General features: G+C 37.9%; 20 protein-coding genes. 7 read left to right on the top strand and 13 right to left on the bottom strand.

Annotated features, from left to right (window positions below):
• Nucleotides 1-9 precede the first annotated feature (9 nt).
• Nucleotides 10-621 (bottom strand): XTP/dITP diphosphatase, encoded by a 612-nt coding sequence (locus ABXH06_RS10375; protein WP_311576500.1) that lies wholly within the window; start codon nucleotides 619-621, stop codon nucleotides 10-12.
• Nucleotides 622-715: 94 nt separating this feature from the next.
• Here ABXH06_RS10375 and ABXH06_RS10370 point away from each other — a divergent pair, with 94 nt between their 5' ends.
• Entirely contained in the window at nucleotides 716-1,624 is a 909-nt protein-coding gene (locus ABXH06_RS10370) for an EamA family transporter (RefSeq protein ID WP_353518168.1), read from the top strand.
• Between the two features lie 76 nt (nucleotides 1,625-1,700).
• Here the strand turns inward: ABXH06_RS10370 and ABXH06_RS10365 are convergent, their stop codons facing one another.
• The 4 genes from ABXH06_RS10365 to ABXH06_RS10350 form a co-directional block, all read right to left on the bottom strand.
• On the bottom strand, nucleotides 1,701-2,141 hold the full coding sequence (locus tag ABXH06_RS10365; protein WP_311576495.1) for a DUF4426 domain-containing protein: 441 nt from the start codon (nucleotides 2,139-2,141) through the stop codon (nucleotides 1,701-1,703).
• An 83-nt stretch (nucleotides 2,142-2,224) separates the two neighbouring features.
• Nucleotides 2,225-2,773 carry a YggT family protein gene (locus ABXH06_RS10360; RefSeq protein WP_311576492.1) on the bottom strand — a complete coding sequence of 183 codons (549 nt, stop codon included), beginning with the start codon at nucleotides 2,771-2,773 and terminating at the stop codon, nucleotides 2,225-2,227.
• Nucleotides 2,774-2,850: 77 nt separating this feature from the next.
• The gene (gene proC / locus ABXH06_RS10355; RefSeq protein ID WP_311576489.1) at nucleotides 2,851-3,666 is read right to left on the bottom strand and encodes a pyrroline-5-carboxylate reductase; all 816 of its coding nucleotides are present in this window, start codon (nucleotides 3,664-3,666) and stop codon (nucleotides 2,851-2,853) included.
• Nucleotides 3,667-3,743: 77 nt separating this feature from the next.
• Nucleotides 3,744-4,430 carry a YggS family pyridoxal phosphate-dependent enzyme gene (locus tag ABXH06_RS10350; protein WP_353518167.1) on the bottom strand — a complete coding sequence of 229 codons (687 nt, stop codon included), beginning with the start codon at nucleotides 4,428-4,430 and terminating at the stop codon, nucleotides 3,744-3,746.
• A 168-nt stretch (nucleotides 4,431-4,598) separates the two neighbouring features.
• On the opposite strand from ABXH06_RS10350, the gene ABXH06_RS10345 reads away from it, so the two are divergent.
• Nucleotides 4,599-5,642: a type IV pilus twitching motility protein PilT gene (locus ABXH06_RS10345; RefSeq protein ID WP_303451645.1), complete on the top strand. Its 1,044-nt coding sequence runs from the start codon at nucleotides 4,599-4,601 to the stop codon at nucleotides 5,640-5,642.
• Between the two features lie 25 nt (nucleotides 5,643-5,667).
• Complete coding sequence (locus tag ABXH06_RS10340; RefSeq protein ID WP_311576479.1) at nucleotides 5,668-6,792, top strand: PilT/PilU family type 4a pilus ATPase; 1,125 nt, start codon at nucleotides 5,668-5,670, stop codon at nucleotides 6,790-6,792.
• Nucleotides 6,793-6,949: 157 nt separating this feature from the next.
• On the opposite strand, the gene ruvX is transcribed toward ABXH06_RS10340, so the two are convergent.
• From ruvX to rsmE, 4 genes are read right to left on the bottom strand one after another with little or no spacing between them, the layout of a single operon-like run.
• Entirely contained in the window at nucleotides 6,950-7,384 is a 435-nt protein-coding gene (ruvX, locus tag ABXH06_RS10335; protein WP_353518166.1) for a Holliday junction resolvase RuvX, read from the bottom strand.
• The gene (locus ABXH06_RS10330) at nucleotides 7,384-7,938 is read right to left on the bottom strand and encodes a YqgE/AlgH family protein (RefSeq protein ID WP_311576473.1); all 555 of its coding nucleotides are present in this window, start codon (nucleotides 7,936-7,938) and stop codon (nucleotides 7,384-7,386) included. The genes ruvX and ABXH06_RS10330 overlap by 1 nt, the downstream gene beginning before the upstream one ends.
• 19 nt (nucleotides 7,939-7,957) lie before the next feature.
• On the bottom strand, nucleotides 7,958-8,905 hold the full coding sequence (gshB, locus tag ABXH06_RS10325; RefSeq protein WP_311576470.1) for a glutathione synthase: 948 nt from the start codon (nucleotides 8,903-8,905) through the stop codon (nucleotides 7,958-7,960).
• Nucleotides 8,906-8,952: 47 nt separating this feature from the next.
• Nucleotides 8,953-9,699 carry a 16S rRNA (uracil(1498)-N(3))-methyltransferase gene (gene rsmE / locus ABXH06_RS10320; RefSeq protein ID WP_311576467.1) on the bottom strand — a complete coding sequence of 249 codons (747 nt, stop codon included), beginning with the start codon at nucleotides 9,697-9,699 and terminating at the stop codon, nucleotides 8,953-8,955.
• Nucleotides 9,700-9,923: 224 nt separating this feature from the next.
• On the opposite strand from rsmE, the gene trhO reads away from it, so the two are divergent.
• Nucleotides 9,924-10,901, top strand: coding sequence for an oxygen-dependent tRNA uridine(34) hydroxylase TrhO (trhO, locus tag ABXH06_RS10315; RefSeq protein WP_353518165.1), 978 nt, complete (start codon nucleotides 9,924-9,926; stop codon nucleotides 10,899-10,901).
• A 65-nt stretch (nucleotides 10,902-10,966) separates the two neighbouring features.
• On the opposite strand, the gene ABXH06_RS10310 is transcribed toward trhO, so the two are convergent.
• The gene (locus ABXH06_RS10310; protein WP_353518164.1) at nucleotides 10,967-12,316 is read right to left on the bottom strand and encodes a sensor histidine kinase; all 1,350 of its coding nucleotides are present in this window, start codon (nucleotides 12,314-12,316) and stop codon (nucleotides 10,967-10,969) included.
• Nucleotides 12,306-13,727 carry a sigma-54-dependent transcriptional regulator gene (locus tag ABXH06_RS10305; RefSeq protein WP_353518163.1) on the bottom strand — a complete coding sequence of 474 codons (1,422 nt, stop codon included), beginning with the start codon at nucleotides 13,725-13,727 and terminating at the stop codon, nucleotides 12,306-12,308. The genes ABXH06_RS10310 and ABXH06_RS10305 overlap by 11 nt, the downstream gene beginning before the upstream one ends.
• A gap of 180 nt (nucleotides 13,728-13,907) precedes the next feature.
• Here ABXH06_RS10305 and ABXH06_RS10300 point away from each other — a divergent pair, with 180 nt between their 5' ends.
• The 3 genes from ABXH06_RS10300 to ABXH06_RS10290 all read left to right on the top strand — a co-directional run bounded on the left by ABXH06_RS10300 (nucleotide 13,908) and on the right by ABXH06_RS10290 (nucleotide 18,509).
• Nucleotides 13,908-15,215 carry an efflux RND transporter periplasmic adaptor subunit gene (locus tag ABXH06_RS10300; protein ID WP_353518162.1) on the top strand — a complete coding sequence of 436 codons (1,308 nt, stop codon included), beginning with the start codon at nucleotides 13,908-13,910 and terminating at the stop codon, nucleotides 15,213-15,215.
• 84 nt (nucleotides 15,216-15,299) lie between these two features.
• A complete protein-coding gene (locus ABXH06_RS10295; protein WP_353518161.1) occupies nucleotides 15,300-15,980 on the top strand; it encodes an ABC transporter ATP-binding protein in 681 nt (226 codons plus the stop codon).
• Nucleotides 15,981-15,992: 12 nt separating this feature from the next.
• The gene (locus ABXH06_RS10290; RefSeq protein WP_353518160.1) at nucleotides 15,993-18,509 is read left to right on the top strand and encodes an ABC transporter permease; all 2,517 of its coding nucleotides are present in this window, start codon (nucleotides 15,993-15,995) and stop codon (nucleotides 18,507-18,509) included.
• A 90-nt stretch (nucleotides 18,510-18,599) separates the two neighbouring features.
• On the opposite strand, the gene metK is transcribed toward ABXH06_RS10290, so the two are convergent.
• Nucleotides 18,600-19,787, bottom strand: a complete 1,188-nt coding sequence (metK, locus tag ABXH06_RS10285; RefSeq protein WP_311576446.1) for a methionine adenosyltransferase — start codon at nucleotides 19,785-19,787, stop codon at nucleotides 18,600-18,602.
• Between the two features lie 167 nt (nucleotides 19,788-19,954).
• Nucleotides 19,955-20,767 carry a glutamate racemase gene (murI, locus tag ABXH06_RS10280; protein WP_311576443.1) on the bottom strand — a complete coding sequence of 271 codons (813 nt, stop codon included), beginning with the start codon at nucleotides 20,765-20,767 and terminating at the stop codon, nucleotides 19,955-19,957.
• Nucleotides 20,768-21,062 lie beyond the last annotated feature (295 nt).

The following is a 21,062-nucleotide window of genomic DNA, read 5'->3' as shown; positions in this document are numbered from 1 at the left end:
ATTAGTAACTTACCCTGTTTTGTCAGTGAAAACGTGATTTAATTTAGCGGTTAGTAACTGTAAAGCTTGGCCACGATGGCTTAAGGTATTTTTAATCTCACGGGGTAATTGCGCTGACGTCATATTAAGGCTTGCTTGCCAAAATAGCGGGTCATAACCAAAACCTTGTTCGCCTTGAGGAGTGGTGATTATTGAACCTTCCCATTTGCCATGACAAATAATCGGCGTAGGATCATTTTCATGTTTCATAAACACTAATACGCAATGAAATCGTGCACTTCTGTTTTCTTCGGGAACATTTTTAAGTGCGGTAATTAATTTTTTGTTGTTGTCTTGATCGCTTGCTCCTTCACCGGCATAACGTGCCGAGTAAACACCGGGTGAGCCATGCAAGGCATCAACTTCTAAACCTGAATCATCAGCAATGGCTGGTAAGCCGGTAATTTTTGCCGCATGTCTTGCTTTGATAATTGCATTTTCAACAAATGTGGTGCCAGTTTCAGGCACGTCAGGCACATTAAATTCACTTTGTGGTACAACATTAATATGATGTTCGGCTAATAATTCAGCGAGTTCTTTCACTTTTCCTTTATTGCCTGTTGCCAATACGATAGTAGACATAGTGCATTCTCAAAATATTCATTCAATTGCCGTGCATAATACCTTAATCTAAAGGAAAGAGGGAGACCTGTATTGATTGAATGTAAGGATAGTAATGACCATTAAAGATAGTTTAATCAGTTTATTGATTATCTTCATTTGGGGATTTAATTTCGTCGTCATTTCATGGGGGGTTGATGATTTACCGCCATTATTTATGGGAGCCGCGAGGTTTTTATTGGTGGCTTCCTTGGGCTCGTTATTTATTAAAAAGCCTGATATTCCTTGGCGTTGGATGGCGGCTTATTCATTGACCTTATGTTTCGGACAATTTGCCTTGTTATTTTCAGCTATGGCCTTTGGTATGCCAGCCGGTTTAGCGTCATTAGTTTTACAATCTCAGGCTGTTTTCACTTTAATTTTGTCGGCATTGTTTTTACATGAAACGATTAAAATCAATCAAATTATCGCGATGATTTTTGCTGGAATAGGGCTAAGTATTATAGGTTTTACTGGCGAACACGGTAATATGACAGTGATTGGATTTGCATTAACGATTGCCGCCGCTATTTCATGGGCAAGTGGAAATGTTTGTAATCGCATGATTAATCAACGTGGTTATCAATCGAATACGGGGTTGGTTGTGTGGTCATCTTGGATTGCAATGATACCTTTTTTTCTAACCAGTTTACTTTTTGAAGGCAGTGATGCCATTCTCAGTAGCTTACAACAAAGTAGCTTTACTACTGTTTTTGTGATTTTTTATTTGGCAGTAGCAGCCTCTATATTAGGTTATAGTTTATGGAGTTACCTGTTATCTCAATACCCGGCAGGACAAGTTGCACCATTAACATTAGGCGTTCCCGTAGTTGGTATTATTTGTGCGGCGTTATTTCTTAATGAAAGTATAAGTGAGCAACAATATCTAGGAATTCTAGGAATTTGTTTAGTGATGGTGGGGCTGGTGATAAATGCCGTAGGCGGCCGATGGTTTAAATGTTTTTCACGTTCAACGGTTAGTTGACATCGGCTTTTAAATACAAGCCGACAAGAGCTGTCGGTTTGTATTTAGTACAGATTATTTTCAATGATAAATGTTGCTAATCGACATAAAACTTTTGTGAAAACTTTAATTGATGACTTTCTTTACTATCGGTAATCGTTAAATCAAAAACGATGGTTTCCTCGTTACGATAATTGACTTGTGCTAAATAATAAATCGCATCGCCTTCTTTAACTTCAACAAATGCTAATTTTTTGTCTTGTCCGGCTAAATTTCTCGCAGTTCCGGTAATCGACACTGTTTTTGCTGGTGTTGAAGCTAAAGTATTATCTAGCACTGAAATATTAATTAAGCCATTGTATTTACTACGCACTATGTCATAAGCTTTAGCTATTTCAGGGGTTAAAAAGCTGGCATTTAGGGCAATATAATGAATATTCATGTTACCCATTTTTTTCATGTTTTCAGCCTGTGCGTTTAACAGGGTGCTTGCCAATATTATTAAGGTGATTAACGTAACTTTTATGTAGGTATTCATGATATCTCCAATAAAAAAGGGTATGACACGTGAAGTGACTCATACCCCTAGTTTAGATTGTTTTGTAATTAAAAAGGCAATTGTTAAAGAATTCGCCAGTAGGGGATCCAATCAGAGAGTAATATATTAATCACATTCAATAATAAAAATGCCGCTAAAATTGATAAATCTAAACCACCAATATTGGGAATAATATTTCTGATCGGACGTAAAACAGGTTCTGTTAATTGATGTAAGATCATCAGTGTTGGATTATATCCTTGTACAACCCAGCTCATTAATGCCATTACCAGCATTAGCACAAACAATAAAAATCCAGTTTGTTTGGCTAAATACAACAAGCCTAAAAATAGTGACGAGATAATATCGATTGGTCCACCATTTAATACTGGGATAATTATAAATTTCAAAGAAGCAACAAGGTACGCGATAACAAGCGTTGCCACATCTATTCCACCAAAGCCTGGAATTACTCGACGAAATGGAATGACCACTGGGTTGGTAACTTTTACAACAAATTGACTCAGTGGATTATAAAAGTCAGCTTTAACTAGCTGAAGCCAAACACGAATTACTAATACCATTAACAAGGCGTCAAAAACAAAGCCAAGTAAATAATTTATTGCTGCCATTGCATACTCCAAATTGCTTCACTTACTTATAATATTTGGTCAAGTGAAGCATTTTTCAATTGTGATTTTAAGGTTAATTAACGATTACTTTGTGCCATTTCTTTCGCGCGGTGCAAGGCTCTATCCATAGCGTCAGACACTAACTGTTCTAAGCCACCGTCAATAAAGGTGCTTAATGCAGCTTGTGTGGTACCACCTTTAGAGGTGACATTTTCACGCAGCTCTTTAATTGAAATGTCATTTTCTACCACCATTTGTGCAGCACCGAGTGCTGTTTGTTGCACTAATTCTCTACTTTCATGTTCAGTAAATCCTAAGGTGAGCGCTTTTTTTTCCATGGCTTCCATAAATAAGAAAAAGTAAGCCGGTGCTGAACCTGTCACGGCGATGATATTGTCAATTTCTTCTTCTTTATCAAGCCATTTAGTTATGCCAACGGCAGACATTAACTGCTCAGCCAGTTCTTTTTGACGAGTGTTTGTGTTTTTTGAAGGATAAATTCCGCTCACTCCTAATCCTAATTGAGCTGGCGTATTCGGCATGGTACGTATCACTGAACAGGATTTGTTTAACGCTTTTTCCATGGTTGCCATTGAACAGCCAGCAGCAACTGAAATAAAACATTTATCACTGACATCCATTGCTTGACTGATTTGTTGACAAACCTCGGCGATAAAATGTGGCTTTACTCCTAAAACGATAAAATCGGCAAATTTTGCTGCCTCGATATTATCTGAGGTATGTTTAATGCCAAGAGTATTGGCTAAGGCTTCTCTTTTGCCAGCTGAGGGATTTGAAACCATCACATTGTTGGCATCATAGCCTTTTTTAATGAGTCCCGAAATAATGGCGCTGTTCATATTTCCAGCACCGATGAAAGCGATATTTGTCATAGAAAACCTAGTTTGTTTTGGAATTGACGTTTAGTCAAATTGTCGTTGAATTGAAGCAAAAAGTCGCGCTTTTTCTGTTATTCTTTTGCTATTTCTCGCTCGCCGAAAATCGCAGTACCTATACGGACCATGGTCGAATGATTAGCTATTGCTTCGGTTAAGTCTCCAGACATGCCCATAGAAAGGGTATCAATGGATGGATGGCTTAATTTTAACTTGGTAAAAAGTTCAGCCATTTTATGAAAGCTTTCGCTTGAGTCATTTTTTTTCGGTATGGCCATTAATCCCCGTAAAGTTAAATGTTTAGCTTGCTCAATAAGCGACGCATAACGTTCTAACTCATTGACATTAATACCAGATTTAGCTTTTTCATCACTAATATTTACTTGTAAACAAACGTTGAGAGGGGTATCTTGATTTGACCTTTGTTCATTAAGGCGGTGAATAATTTTTTCTCGATCGACACTATGAACCCAAGAAAAATTTTCGGCAATCAGTCGCGTTTTATTCGATTGAATAGGACCGATAAAGTGCCAAGAAATATCATTAAGGTGAGTTAATTGCTGAATTTTTTCAACCGCTTCTTGAATATAGCTTTCACCAAAAGCTCGTTGTCCACTGTCATAGGCTTGTTGGATAAGATCTGCCGATTTAGTTTTACTTACCGCCAACAAACAAACTTCATCTATACTTCGGTTAGCAAGTTCGCAAGCTTGCGTTATTTGCAGTTTAATAGCGGCGAGATTATTTTTAATATGGGTCATGTTTTTTTATTCAATTACCTGAGAAAAATGTTAAGTTTAAGCATTCATCGTTTATGCTTTCATAAAATATAGAATTTAAATAAATAGTTATTAGAAAAATTGCTTAGTATAAAAATAGTTACTTAGTTTATAAAAATAAAAGTTAAAATTAGTTTATAAGAGGTTTTTATGGATATTACCGAATTACTCGCGTTTAGCGTAGAAAATAATGCATCTGATTTACATCTTTCTACTGGCACTCCTCCTTTAATTCGTGTTGATGGGGATGTTCGTAAACTCAATATCCCCGCATTTGACGCGAAAGATGTGAATGCGCTTGTTTACGATATTATGAATGATCGTCAACGTAAAGAATATGAAGAGAATATGGAAGTCGATTTCTCTTTTGAAGTGCCAAATCTTGCTCGATTCAGGGTGAATGCGTTTAATCAAAATCGTGGTCCATCAGCAGTATTTCGTACCATTCCAAGTAAAGTATTATCACTAGAAGATTTAGGTTGTCCTGATATCTTTAGACAAATATCTGAAAAACCACGTGGTTTAGTTTTGGTTACCGGTCCGACAGGTTCAGGTAAATCAACAACCTTGGCTGCCATGGTCGATTACATTAACAATAGTAAACATGATCATATCTTAACGATTGAAGATCCTATCGAATTTGTCCACGAAAATAAAATGTGTTTGATAAACCAACGTGAAGTGCATCGCGATACTTTAAGTTTTAGTGCGGCGTTACGTTCGGCATTGCGTGAAGATCCAGATGTTATTCTGGTCGGTGAAATGCGAGATTTAGAAACAATTCGCCTAGCTATGACAGCAGCAGAAACCGGTCATTTAGTGTTCGGAACCTTGCATACTACCTCAGCACCAAAAACAATCGATCGTATAATTGATGTTTTCCCAGCGGAAGAAAAGTCGATGGTTCGTTCAATGTTATCTGAATCATTACAAGCGGTTATTTCACAAACCTTAGTGAAAAAAGTCGGTGGTGGTCGTGTTGCCGCACATGAAATTATGATCGGTGTGCCGGCTATTCGTAACTTAATTCGTGAAGCAAAAGTTGCCCAAATGTATTCTGCAATTCAAACCGGTATGCAACATGGGATGCAAACCATGGATCAATGTTTACAAAACTTAGTGAATCGCGGGATGATCACGAAACAAGACGCGATGGAAAAAGCATCGGATAAAACACAATTTCAAAGCTATTAATTAGTGTTAGTAAAGGTTTTCATTTATGAGATTTCATAATTATTTAGAGAAAATGGTGCAAGAAGACGCATCTGATATGTTTGTTACGGCAAAGTTGCCGGTGAGTGCCAAAATTAATGGTGAATTAACCCCCATTGATGAACATTCATTATCAGCGGATGATGCGTTAGACCTTGTTCATAGTGCGATGAATGAAAAACAAAAAGCACAATTTGATCAAGAAAAAGAATGTAACTTTGCAATATCAATTGATGGCATTGGCCGTTTTCGTGTTTCGGCCTTTTGGCAACGAGATATGGCGGGCATGGTAGTTCGTCGTATCGTGACAGAAATTCCTGACGCCGATGATTTAGGCTTACCTTCCGTGTTAAAAGATGTGGTGATGTCGAAACGCGGCTTAGTCCTTTTTGTCGGGGGAACAGGTACAGGTAAATCAACCTCAATGGCTTCTTTAATTGGTTACCGTAATCGTAACTCTAAAGGCCATATCTTAACGATAGAAGATCCGGTTGAATTTGTGCACGAACATGGCAAATCGATGATCACACAACGTGAAGTAGGTTTAGATACTGAAAGCTTTGATGCTGCACTAAAAAGTTCTTTACGACAGGCGCCTGATGTTATTCTTATTGGTGAGATCCGTAGCCAAGAGATTATGGAACATGCGTTAAGTTTCGCTGAAACCGGCCATTTATGTATTGCTACTTTGCATGCTAACAATGCGAACCAAGCGATTGACCGCATAATGCACTTAGTACCAGCAGAGCAACATGGTAAGTTACTCTTTGATTTGGCGTTGAATTTACGTGGCGTGATTGCCCAGCAATTAATTCCAACACGAGATGGAAATGGTCGAGTTGCCGCTATTGAAATACTACTGAATTCTCCTTTTGTTGCTGAATTAATTAAAAAAGGTGAAGTAGGGAGTATTAAAGAAGTAATGCAAAAATCGACCGATCAAGGCATGCAAACTTTTGATCAGGCACTCTTTAATTTGTACCAAAGAGGACTGATTAATTATGCCGATGCGATACATCACGCCGACTCTCCAAATGATTTACGCTTAATGATCAAACTAAGAAGTAATGACCAAGGTGGCTCGGGTTCACTTTCAGGCGTAACTATTGATGGTTTAGAGCCGACAGAATAGGCTTATTGCTTTAAAAGTTAAAAGTTAAAAGTTAAAAGTTAAAAGGGCGATAACGATCGCCTTTTTTATTGCTGCTTTTTGCGGTTAAATCGACTAAGTATAGGTTTAAAAATTTAGCTATATAAATTCAATATGATTGGAGAAAATGACTAAGCTATTACAAATATTGACTCTCAAAAAAGCTTTCAATGATCAGTCTAGCTGATTCAGCATCGATATTATCTTTTTTTAAATTACGGTAACCGCCTTGGGCAAAAAGCTGCTCTTTCGCATCTGCAGTGGTTAAGCGTTCATCAACAAATTCAACCGCTAATTTAAATTGGTTCGCTAGTCTATTTCCAAATTTTTTTGCCGCAAAGGTGACGTTTTGATTCGTTCCATCCATGTTCAATGGCAAGCCAACTACAATTAAATTTGGCTGCCATTCTTTAAAAAATTTACTCAGTTGTTCTTGGTTAGGAATACCTTCTTTTGCTTTGATAGAGCCTAAAGGGGAAGCCGTTCCCGTTAATTCTTGGCCAACGGCTACACCAATATATTTTGTGCCAAAATCAAAACCGAGTACCGTTCGCTCTCCGATTGCTTTTGCCATTAAGCATGACCTACTTCTGAAGATAAATGTGCGACATTAACGCCTATTTTTTCAGCGGCCTTTTGCCATCGTTTCTCGATTGGCGTATTAAATAAAATATCATTGTCAGAAGGCGTGGTTAACCAAGAGTTCGCTTGGATTTCTTCTTCTAATTGACCAGGGCCCCATCCAGCATAACCTAAAGTAACCATATATTTTTCAGGCTCTTGATCGCTGCCCAGAGCAATTAAAATATCTTTTGAAGTGGTGATCATCACATCATCACTTAAGGCAAGCGAGCTACTCCAACCGGCTTGTGGGCTATGTAAAACAAAACCACGGTCGGTTGAAACTGGCCCTCCAGTTAATACCCGTTGTGTTAAATGAGAGCGAGAGGGAATATCATCTTCTAATTGTGCAAGTAATTCATTAATAGTGACATTCACTGGTACATTAATGATTAATCCCATCGCGCCTTCTTCGTTATGCTCACAAATATAGGTAACCGTTTTGTCAAAATAAGAATCTTTCAACGTCGGCATTGCAATTAATAAATGATTTTCTAAGCTTTCCATATCAACACCTCAACAATTATTATTGTATGTTTTGCTCAATAGCGTCCATTAATTTACCACTGATATTAATGGGATAGGCTGCTTCAATTTCTCTAATACAGGTTGGGCTGGTCACGTTTATTTCAGTCACTTTGTCACCAATGACGTCTAACCCTACAAAGTATAGACCACGTTTCTTTAATTCTGGGGCAATCGTCTCTGCAATCATTTTATCGCTTGCAGATAAAGGTTGTGCTCGCCCGCTACCACCTGCAGCTAAATTGCCACGTGTTTCACCTTGTGCAGGTATACGAGCTAAGCAATAAGGCATAGGTTCGCCATTAACGATTAAAATGCGTTTATCGCCATCTTTAATTTCCGGCATAAATTCTTGCACCATAGCATACTGGCTACCGTGATTAGTTAAGGTTTCAATAATAACGCCAACATTTGGGTCTTGCTCTTTAATGCGAAAAATTGACGAGCCGCCCATGCCATCAAGCGGTTTAATAATCACGTCTTTTTCTTCTTGATGGAATGCGCGAATTTGTTCGCTTTTACGTGTCACTAATGTTTTTGCGGTTAATTCAGGAAACCAAGCAGTAAAAAGCTTTTCATTACAGTCTCGTAAACTTTGTGGCTTGTTAACAATTAATGTTCCGGCAACTTCAGCACGTTCTAACATATACGTTGCGTAAATATATTCGGTATCAAAAGGCGGATCTTTTCTCATTAACACGGCATCTAAAGACTCCACCGCAATGTCTTGAGGCTCAGCTAATTCATACCAATGTTCAGGATCATCATACACAGTTATTTTTTGTGTGCTCGCTCGACATTGCCCTTGATACAGATACAAGTCTTGCATTTCCATATAATGAATTTCGTAACCACGTTTTTGTGCTTCTAACATCATTGCCATGGACGAATCTTTTTTCACCTTCACTTGTGAAATGGGATCCATGACGATACCTAGTTTAATTGTCATTGTAAGTCTTTTCCTAATTGGTTGATGTTGCGTGTACCATGATATGGTTATTTTATATCGCCATAACGACACTGTAGAGCTGTTATGGCAGTTAACGCTGCTGTTTCAGTACGTAATACTCTAGGACCGAGTAATACATCAATAAATTGCTGTTCATTTGCTTGCGAAATTTCCTCGTCGCTTAGTCCACCTTCGGGCCCAATCAGTAGGCGTATACGAGAATTTTCACTGGGTAAATTCATTATAGAATGTTCCGCTTTCGGGTGTAGGTTTAATTTTAACGCAGAACTTTCTTGTGCTAACCAATTATCCAAAGGCAATGCAGGATGAACGACAGGTACTGTGCATCGCCCACTTTGCTCACAAGCACTAATGACAATTTTTTGCCATTGTTCTATTTTCTTGGCCAATCGTTCACCAGAAATTTTCACGCCGCAGCGCTCAGTAAACAATGGCGTAATGCTATTTACGCCTAATTCCACAGATTTTTGTAAAGTAAAATCCATTCTATCGCCGCGTGAGATTGCTTGACCTAAATGAATATTAACTGGAGATTCATTAGCAATGGCTTTAAAACTTTGAATAATTGCTTGTGCACTTTTTTTACCAACATTGACTAATTCAGCTTGAAATTCACCCCATGACTCTTGATATTTTGAGCCGTTAAATAAGGTAACGTTATCGCCGTTTTTTAACCGTAATACACGAACCGTATGACCAAAAGCGTCATCACTTAATGTAATCGTGTCGCCAATCGTCCATTGGTTATTTTGATAAATTCGAGGGTTACGCATAGTCATTAAATAGTAAACAGTTATGTCTTTGAAGATAAGGACAAAAGGGGGGATTTTCAATGACTAATTTATTTCAATGGGATTTATTTTTTCATTTTAGTTATTTTTTGGTAAACTGCGCGCCTTTAGTCGATCGTGCAATGAAATTAGTGAGTTATTTTGCACGGTTAATTTTTTAATCTACAGCTCCAGATTTACGCTCTGGCTGGCTCAATGGGTATGATATGAAGAATATTACGGTTTGTGCACTCTATAAATTTGTCCGTTTAGAAAACTTTGAACAATTAAAAACACCATTACTAAATGTGATGTTAGAACATGAAGTAAAAGGCACTTTACTGCTTGCTAATGAAGGGATTAATGGCACGATTGCTGGTCCACAAAGTGGAATTGATGCAGTGCTAGCTCATATCAGTAAAGATGAAAGGTTAGGCCTTGTTTCACATAAGTATTCGTATGCGGATGAAAATCCTTTTCAACGCAGCAAAGTTAAACTTAAAAAAGAAATTGTGACTATGGGGGTTGAAGGTATTGACCCAACATTAACAGTTGGTACTTATGTAAAACCGCAAGATTGGAATGCCTTAATCTCTGATCCTGAAGTATTATTAGTTGATACCCGCAATGATTACGAAGTTGAAATCGGCACCTTTGAAAATGCAGTAAACCCTAATACGGAAACCTTTCGAGAATTTCCTGAATATGTCGCGAAAAACCTCGACAAAACCAAACACAAAAAAGTAGCCATGTTTTGTACCGGAGGTATTCGTTGCGAAAAATCAACCGCTTACCTAAAAGAACAAGGCTTTGAAGACGTATATCACCTAGAAGGCGGTGTACTGAAATATTTAGAAGAAGTGAAACAAGATGAGTCGATGTGGCAAGGTGAATGTTTTGTTTTTGATGGCAGAGTTGCCGTTGGACACGGTTTAGAACAAGGTCAATATGATCAATGTTTCGCTTGTCGTTATCCAATAACCGAAGAAGAAAAACAAAGCGAACATTATGTTAAAGGCGTGAGTTGCCCTAAATGTATCGACAAATACAATGAAGAACAACGTAGTCGGTTTGCAGAACGTGAAAAGCAGATCAATTTAGCCAAAGCTCGCGGCGAAAAACATATTGGTGGTGAAATCGAAAGCGTTATCAAACAACGTCGAGAAGAAAAACTAGCCGCTAAAAAAGAGCAGGCTAGTAAATAAAAATCAATTAATGTGGTAGCGTTAACCGACGTCAGTGTTGTGCTTTTTATTGCTTGAGTTTATGTTTAAAATGTCAGGGTAAAGCAAGCACCCTCATTGGTATTTTCAACTTTAATATGACCGCCATGAGCAATCATTATTTGTCGTGTTAACGCTAAACCAACGCCTGAGCCTTCCCGCTTGGTTGTAAAAAACGGCACAAAGATCTGTTCGATGATTTCCTTCGCCACCCCGTTACCATTATCGGCAATCGCAATCATTACTCTGCCTCGCTTATTAAGCTTTGCATGAATATTTATGATTGGCTTAGTCTTATTAACTAGTGCTTGTTGAGCATTTTTCAATAAGTTGATAAACACTTGTTCCATCATGGCAACATCAACCTCAAATTCCAAGGTTGTTGGCTCCACAAGGATAGACATTGTAATGTCGTGACAAAACCCTGTTTGACTCATCACATTACTGATATCCGATAAAAACGGCTCTATTTTGATACGCTTTTTATTTGGGGTAGGGAGCCGTGTTAATTTTCGATAACTACTAACAAAGCTCATCAAACCATCACTTCTATTAGCAACTGTTTTTACCGCGTCAGCGACATCTGATAAATCTTCAAGAGCTGCTTGGTTATGATGATAGTTTTCTCTGACATCTTCCACGAGATCGGCAGCTGTTTTTGTTAAAGAAGCGATAGGCGTAATACTATTCATAATCTCATGAGTTAATACACTCACTAAGTCTTGCCATGCTTGCAGCTGTGCAATATTTAACTCGTTTTGTATATCTTGCATACTAATTAAAATTTCTTGCTGTTGGTTGACGGTAATTTGAGTCGCAGAAACACTTAATCTATGCTCCATTCCATCAATCATTATATCAATCAGTAAGTTACCACTATGATTAATATTCGCTAACGTTTGTTCGAAATCTTGAGAAAATTGCTGTAGATCTGACAGTTTTGTGACGTGATTACTGCCAAATAAACGACGTGCAGCGTTATTCCATAACGTGATGTTTTTATTATAATGAACCGTCAGTAAAGGCACGGGAACTTGTTCTATAACTGCCTTGAAGTATTTGAGGTCTTTCTCTTGCTCAACTCTGGCTAATTGCAATCGGTTTAAGATTTCCGTGAATGCCTTGCCAAGTTCATCAAAACCCATACCTAATTCTGCTAATTCAAATCGTTGAGAAAAATCGGCATATCGAGCTGCATTTAAAAACCGTGTTAATTCCGCATTGGTTTTTGTGATGAATCGGATCATTTCATGAAATTGAAATCCGATGATTAATAAGGTCACAAAGCTTGCCGCATGATAGCCTGGTGAATACATAAAATAGGCAAAAAGTAATGCAGTTAAAATGACTAAAAGAGTGCGAGTTATTATCATTAAAGAAAAACGTTTAAAGCCCATGTTTTTCCATCCTTCTATAAAGTGCCGCTCTTGTTAAACCTAGCTCCTTGGCTGAATGTGAAATATTGTATCGATGTTTTTTTAATGCCTGGTGTATGGTTTGCTTTTCGATTGATTCTAAATTTAAATCACCCCGAAAAAATTGCTTATCTTCATGATTATCAATACTGAACTCTTTGTTGTGATTCGTTGAAGGGGCTGAACTTACATCGGTTAATTGAAAGTCATCTATCGTCAAGGTTTGATTGTCAGACATAATCACTGCGCGTTCAATTGCGTGCCTTAGGGCTCTTATGTTGCCTAGCCATTGCTCTTGCTGTAAACGTTTAATAGTTGCAGCTGAAATACTTAAATTAGCTTTATGATATTTTTTTCCATACAACTGGATGAAATACTCGCTAATTGGTTTAATGTCATCGATCCTCTCGCGCAGGGGGGGTAAGTTTACTTCAACCGTATTTAAACGAAACAATAAATCTTGTCTAAAAATACTTTCATTTTGAAGTTTATCTTTTGCAAGATTCGTCGCACACACAATTCTAACGTCAAACGGAATGGCTTTATTTTCTCCTAACGGCGTTACTTCTCTTTGCTCTAACACGGTTAATAGTTTTGCTTGAAGGTGTAAGGGTAAATTGCCTATTTCGTCTAAAAACAAGGTGCCGCCATCTGCGGCTTTTAAACGTCCTATCCGATCATGTTGGGCGCCGGTAAATGCGCCTTTTTTATGACCAAACAACTCGCTTTCAAATAAACTTTCAGAGATAGCACCTAAATCTACCGACATAAAAATGTTATTTGCACGCAAACTTTGTTGATGTATTTCTCTGGCAACAAGTTCTTTTCCCGTGCCATTTTCTCCGAGAATTAAAATATTAGCCTCAGTAGGTGCACTTCGTTTAATTAAGCTTTTTATCTCTGTTAATGCGGTTGAATCGCCGATAAGTAGCGGTTGATTGACCTGATTGCTGGCTGCTATCAAGATATTATTTTTTTGTCTTAATGCTTGGGCTTCAGTTCGTGTTTGCCCTAATTGAATCGCGGTAGATAAGGTGGCGATTACTTTTTCATTTTGCCAAGGCTTAGCGATAAAATCAGTTGCGCCTAGTTTCATTGCTTCAACGGCAACATCAACACCGCCATGTGCTGTGATCATGATGATAATACTTTCTGGTTTGATCGCTAAAATTTTTTTTAACCAATAGAACCCTTGTTTACCGGTACTTTCTCCTGGACCAAAATTCATATCTAACAAGATAACGTCAAAATCTTGGTTTTGTATAAAAGCAGGAATATGTTCTGGTAAATTACAGGTACTGATATGCGAAAACTTGCGTTTCAGTAATAATTTTCCTGCCGTTAAAATATCATCGTCGTCATCAACAATTAAAATTCTGCCGTTTTCTTTCACAAAAATTTGTCTTTTTACGAATAAAAGTGTTCATTATCGTACAGCTACTGTTCGATAACGTACAGTAGAATTCGAGTATATCGAATAAAATAAAATTAAGTGTTTATTTATCAATAATTTAATTTTTGGAACGTTTATTGTACTTCATTCTTTATCAATAAGAAGGAATCGATAAACGTTATGACAAGTAAAGAAACACCCTTAACTGCTGTTACCGCGAAAGCCTCTGTCTCTGGTGCAAGTATGGACAAGGTGGTTGAGCATCAAAAAAGTCACACTAAGCGTGTGATGATCTTTATCGGTATCCTTATTTTGCTTTACATTGGCTATAGTGTGTTTTCGACTCCATCAGGAAAAACTCTGAAAGTTGATAGCCAACGTATTGTTATTTCAACAGTAAGTGAAGGAATATTTGAAGACTTTATACCGGTTAGAGGCAGAGTTATTCCAGCTAAAACTGTTTTTTTAGATGCGGTTGAAGGTGGTCGGGTCGAAAGAATTTTAGTTGAAGATGGTGCAAAATTAACGGAAGGCGCACTTATTGTTGAACTTTCAAATGCCTCATTGCAATTAAACGTGTTAGGAAATGAAGCAAGAGTTGCTGAACAATTAAATAACATGCGCTCAATTGAACTAAGTTTAGAACAAAACAGATTGCAGCATAAACGTAATTTAGTTGATATCAATTATCAAATAAAAATGTTAACTCGCCAACTTAAGCGTGAGGCAGCTTTAGTGAGCAGTGGCGCTATTATGCAGTCAAAATACGATGACACTTTTGACACATTACAGTGGTATAAAAGTCGTTTAACGTTAACGTTAGAAAGCCAAGCTTCCGATACTAAAATGCAAGAAGAGCAGCTTGCTTTTCTAAAAGACACGAGCCAACGCTTGGAAAGCAACTTGGCCATTTCTCGACAAAATTTAGATAACATGAATGTTCGAGCGCCCGTTAATGGCACCTTATCTGGCTTTAATGTTGAAATAGGGCAGAGCATTGGTCGGGGCGAACGTCTAGGACAAATAGACACCCCAAATGATTATAAAGTCACAGCCTTTATTGACGAATTTTACTTAGGACGAGTAGACATTGGCCAGTTAGCGCAATATGAAAATAATGGTGATTTTTATCCTCTAACCATTGCCAAAATTTATCCGCAAGTCCAAAACGGGCAATTTGAGATTGATTTCAAATTCGAAGATCAACAACCGCCTGGTATCAGACGAGGACAAACCTTACAAACCAAACTGACCTTAGGCGATGCAAGCTCAGCGACCTTGATCCCCAATGGTGCCTTTTATCAAGATACGGGCGGAAAATGGGTTTTTGTTGTTGCTGAAGATGGTAGCGAAGCGGTAAGACGTTCAATTCGGTTAGGACGAAGAAACAATCAATTTATAGAGGTGCTTGACGGTTTAGAAGTTGGCGAAAAAATCGTAACTAGCCCTTATACCAGTTATCAAGATATGCAACGGCTAGCACTTTAATGTTTAAGGGGACTTCAGCCGCTGACTTTAACCGCTAACTTTAATCAATAATGAAAAATATAACGAACGAAGCAGGAATTTAATATGTTGAAATTACACAATTTATCAAGAGTCTTTCAAACTGACAATGTTGAAACAACCGCATTAAATAATATTAATATCGAAATTGAAAAAGGAGAGTTCGTCGCTATTATGGGGCCGTCAGGTTGTGGAAAATCTACCTTATTAAATACCATTGGTATGCTCGATTCCCCTTCAGTGGGACAATATTTTTTCGATGATGAAGAAATTTCAACTTACAGCGAAGCACAACTGTCTGTTATTCGAAAAAAGAATATTGGTTTTATTTTTCAAAATTTCAATTTGATTGATGAACTTACCGTTGAAGAAAATATCGAGTTAGCGTTGCTTTATCACAATATCCCCGCAGCCGAAAGAAAAGAGCGTGTTCTAAACGTGATGGATAAGGTTGGCATTGCACATCGAGCTAAACATATGCCAAGTCAGCTTTCAGGGGGACAACAACAACGAGTCGCAGTTGCTCGGGCAGTGGTGGGAGATCAAGCGATGATTTTGGCGGATGAGCCCACCGGAAATTTAGACAGCGCCAATGGTCAAGAAGTGATGGAAATGTTGCAAGCTTTAAACGATGAAGGCACCACTATCGTAATGGTGACGCATAGTCCTTCACATGCAGATTATGCCCGACGCACCATAAATTTATTTGATGGCAAGGTTGTAACTGAAAACGTTAAAGCGGCATAAGTCGAGGTTATTATGTTTAAAAATTATTTAGTGACAGCATGGCGCAATATGCTAAAAAATCGCATGTTCTCAGCCATCAATATTTTCGGTTTATCTATCGGCTTAATGAGTTGCATTTTAATTATGCTGTTTGTTCGAGAAGAGATGGGCTTTGATCAATGGATAAAAGACAGTGATCGTATTGTTCGTTTACATACGGCTTATAAAATGGGTGATCAACCTGATTTTTTAACGGTTCGTTCAGCTGGCCGCATGATGGAAGCTATTCGTGATTATGCTCAAAACGAAGTTGAGGCGGGCGTTCGGTTTATTCAATTTGGTACTACTATTCAACAAAACGGTGAAGGCTTTTCTGAACAAGGAACTATGGTTGATGGAAGTTTTTTTGATGTTTTTGATTTACCTTTTGTTCATGGTGATAAAGCTAGCTCGTTTTCAAAGCCGATGGATCTTGTTATTACGGAAGAAATGGCAATCAAGTATTTTGGAAAAACAGCCGTTGTTGGCGAAACATTAACATTTTGTTGCCTATCTGGAGGGCCCTCAACGGTGCCTATTGCAGGTGTTATTAAAGACTTACCGAATGCAACACACCTTAATATGAATTTTATAATACGCTTAAACCCAGCATTATTCGTCAACGATACAGGAACCTTACATACATGGACTAGTGTCAATGTATATACCTACTTTAAACTCACAGAAAATACCTCTATTGATAAATTGCAAGAAAGAGTGGTGTATTGGCTAAATAATGAAAGTCCATTTGTGGAAATGTATAAAGATAGAATGTCTGGGTTAAACAACACGATGAAAGTGTCTAACTTTGTAGAACTTCGATTGATGGCGTTAACTCAATTGCATTTACATGCCAAAAAACATGCAGGCAACATGGGAGATTTGACTCCGATGGGGGATGCAAAAATGATCAATACTTTTATTATCGTTACCGGCTTAGTGTTATTGATTGCTTGTATAAACTTTATGAATCTATCGACTGCTAAAGCCAGTAAACGAGCCCGTGAAGTTGCCATGCGTAAAGTCTTAGGTGCATCTCGTTTTCAAGTGGCCGTGCAGTTTTTAAGTGAAGCGATCGCGATCGCGTTAATCGCCTTAATATTTGCGTTAGTAGCCGTTGAATTAGTCTTACCTTTTTATAACCAAATCATAGGAAAAGAGCTGAGTTTTCATTTGCTAAATGACCCACTCATGTTAGGTAGTTTATTAGCCGTTACCGCATTAGTTGGCTTAGGGGCAGGTTTGTATCCAGCACTTTATTTATCTCGTTTTTTACCCGGTCATATTTTAAAATCGAGTAAAAGTGCTGAATCGGGCAATTCAGCCAAGTTTCGTACTGTGTTAGTTGTGTTTCAATTTGCCACTTCAATTATTTTAGTGATATCAACCATTGTTGTTTATGGTCAAACGCTTTATTCAAATAATGTTGACGTTGGTTATCAAAGCGATAATAAATTAATACTTAATATTCGTCCTGCGCGTGATAATTTATCCAGCTTAAAGCAAGAATTGCTTAATTTACCTCAAGTTAGCTCTGTTGTGTTTTCATCTGAAGCTCCGACGCAAGATAATGAAAACAATACTGATTTTAAATTATTAGAAAATCAGGGTAGTCAAACGGCTAATGAACAGCGGTTTATTAATTATCATAATATGGGCTTTGGCTTTTTCGAAGCGTATCAAGTGAAGCCCATTGCAGGACGTTTATTTAATGAAGCATATGGGAGTGACTCATTTAAAGCTATTTCGGAAAATTCATTGAATGATCATCAGGTTAATAAGGCAAGTGCGATATTAAATTTAAGTGCCGCTAAAAATTTAGGTTTTGATAAAGCTGAAGATGCAATAGGTAAAACACTGATCTCAGGTCAACGTCAGTTAACCATTATTGGTGTTATCCCTGATTTACATTTTAGATCGATTAAATTTGGTATTCGCTCGACTGTTTATACGTTAAACCCACGTCGATTTAACGTTGCAAGCATTAGCTTTAATAGTTCGAACCCAGGTAAGGTTATGGAAGATATAACCCAAATTTGGAAACGCAATGTTCCTATGCAGCCTATCGAAATGGAGTTTTTAAGTGAAATGATGGCGGCTCAATATCAAGCTGAAAAAACCACGGCACAATTGTTTTTAGCTTTTTCAGTATTAGCCATTTTAGTAGCATGTTTGGGGCTTTTTGGCCTCTCCGCTTTTACTGTTGAACGCAGAACAAAAGAAATAGGGATCAGAAAAGTGATGGGAGCGAATGCATCTCAAATCGTTACTTTACTTATCTGGCAATTTTCTAAACCCGTAGTTATCGGGAATTTAATTGCTTGGCCAATTGCAGCCTTTGTGATGCTTGATTGGCTTGAAGCGTTTCCATATAGGTTAGAGTCTTGGTGGTTAATCCCTTTATGCTTTGTTGTTGGCGTTATTTCAATGTTAATTGCTTGGTTTACCGTGGGCAGTAATGCTATTAATGTCGCAAGAAAAAATCCGATAAAATCACTTCGTTATGAATAGATATTTTATGCCAGGTTAATGAACTTGTACCCATAAAAAAACCGACGTAAATGTCGGTTTTTTTGTTTCAAGATATTAGTTATTTGCAGTTTACAAACCCGCTGAAGCTTTCAATGCTTCAGCTTTATCGGTTTTCTCCCATGAAAAGGCCGTAAAGGTATCGTCACCAACTGTCATTTCAAAAGGCTCACGACCAAAGTGACCATATGCCGCTGTTTGGCGGTACATAGGATGCAATAAATCTAACATTTTTGTGATACCGTAAGGACGTAAGTCAAAATGCTCACGGACCAATTCAATTAAACGCTCTTCAGACACCTTTCCTGTGCCAAATGTTTCAACTGAAATAGACGTTGGCTCAGCAACCCCAATGGCATAAGACACTTGAATTTCACAACGATCAGCTAAGCCTGAAGCTACAATGTTTTTTGCAACGTAACGACCCGCATAAGCAGCACTGCGATCAACTTTTGATGGATCTTTACCTGAAAAAGCGCCGCCACCATGACGAGCCATACCGCCATAGGTATCTACAATTATTTTACGTCCGGTTAAACCACAATCACCCACAGGACCACCTATAACAAAACGACCGGTTGGGTTGATAAAATACTTGGTTTCAGGCGTTAACATTTCAGCAGGTAATACAGCTTTAATGATGTTTTCCATTACCGCTTCATGCAAATCTTCTTGAGAAATCTCAGGATTGTGCTGGGTTGATAATACTACCGCGTCAATGGCAACTGGCTTATTATCTTCATAGATGAAAGTTACTTGAGATTTTGCATCTGGACGTAACCAAGGCAAAACACCTGATTTACGCATTTCAGCCTGTCTTTCAACTAAACGGTGTGAATAAAATAATGGTGCAGGCATTAACGTTTCTGTTTCGTTAGTTGCGTAACCAAACATTAACCCTTGATCACCAGCTCCTTGATCTTCAGGTTTTACGCGATCTACACCTTGCGCGATTTCTGGTGATTGTTGGCCAATCAAATTCATGATGCCACAGGTATCGCCGTCAAAACCAACATCAGATGAGGTATAGCCAATATCAGTAATCACTTTACGTGTTAAGTCTTCTAAATCAACCCAAGCTGTTGTAGAAACTTCACCCGAAATAATCGCTACGCCGGTTTTTACCATAGTTTCACAGGCAACACGTGCAAATTTATCTTTCGCGATAATCGCATCTAACACGGCATCAGAGATCTGATCGGCAATTTTATCAGGATGACCTTCAGAAACAGACTCTGAAGTAAAATAATGTTTTGACATAAACCCTCGGAAATTAAGCTGGTTAAAATAGTACTTTATTCAATAAAATGAATTGTAACCCGAGTTTTAAAATATTTCTAGTTTTTTACGCCTAGACGTCTAAATGGCTTAAACTTAAATGATATATCTAACAACTTTAACGGAGGTATACTTATTAACTGATTGTTTTATTTGTATAATTCAACATTAATACTTGTTCCCCATAATTGAGAAAATATTTTATTTTGCGTTGGGGTTTCCGACGAGCTATAAAACTGATGTGCTAAATTCGATGTTTTTTTTGCAAGCAAGTGATGTTTAATTAGTTGCCTTTTTAACTGTTCACTCACAGGCGTAGCGGTTTCAATAAGTTCAATACCACTTGGCATTATCTTTTTGATCGCCTCGCTCATAAATGGATAATGAGTACAGCCTAATACAAGTGTATCAATCCCTTGAGCAATCAAAGGGGCAAGATACTGTTCAAGTAAATGAATAAATTTATCTGATGTTTGCAGACCTTGCTCGATCAATTCAACTAAGCCCAAACAGGGCTGAATAAAGACTTGTGCACCATTTTTATATTGTTCTACTAAGGCTAAGAAGCGGGCGTTGTTTGCCGTGGCTTGAGTGACTAAAATACCTATTTTTTGGGTTGTACTAATCCTTGCTGCCGGTTTAATTGCCGGTTCAACACCAATGATAGGGAGGGTTACACGATTTCTTAATTGATCAATGGCATTGACAGTCGCCGTATTACAAGCAATCACTATTGCTTTACATTGTTTGGTTATTAACGTATCGGCAATAAAATTTACCCGTTCAATGATTTGTTGATTGGAAATATCACCATACGGGGCAAACTGTGAATCAGCAAAATAAATGAGTTGTTCGTTAGGTAAATGTTCAGAAATACGTTTTGCAATAGACAAGCCGCCAACGCCAGAGTCGAAAATACCTATCGGAGCATTTGTATTATGAGTGAATGTGTCTGAAGGCAACGTGTTTATAACCAAAAGAGTAATAGTTAATGACTAATGGTGATGTTATAGGGAGTTAAGCATTAAAGTAAAGATGAAGTTAGCGGTTCACAGATATTTTATTTCTTTCGTGGCTTTTAGCGTTGCGCGGAAATATCTTTATATCTTAAACGCAGAAGGAGAAAATTGAGTTTTCATAAAGTTAAAGCAAGAAAGGTAAGACTTCCAGAATGCCGCAGTCGACTTTAGTCCTGAACATTGTGTGGGTTTTTAGCGTTGCGCGGAAATACCTTTATATTTTAAACGCAGAAGGAGA

It is taken from the genome of Thalassotalea sp. SU-HH00458 (genome assembly GCF_040362795.1).
Lineage (GTDB): Bacteria > Pseudomonadota > Gammaproteobacteria > Enterobacterales > Alteromonadaceae > Thalassotalea_H > Thalassotalea_H castellviae.
Note: the sequence above shows the minus strand (reverse complement) of the source record. Positions and strands in the feature narration are given on the sequence as shown.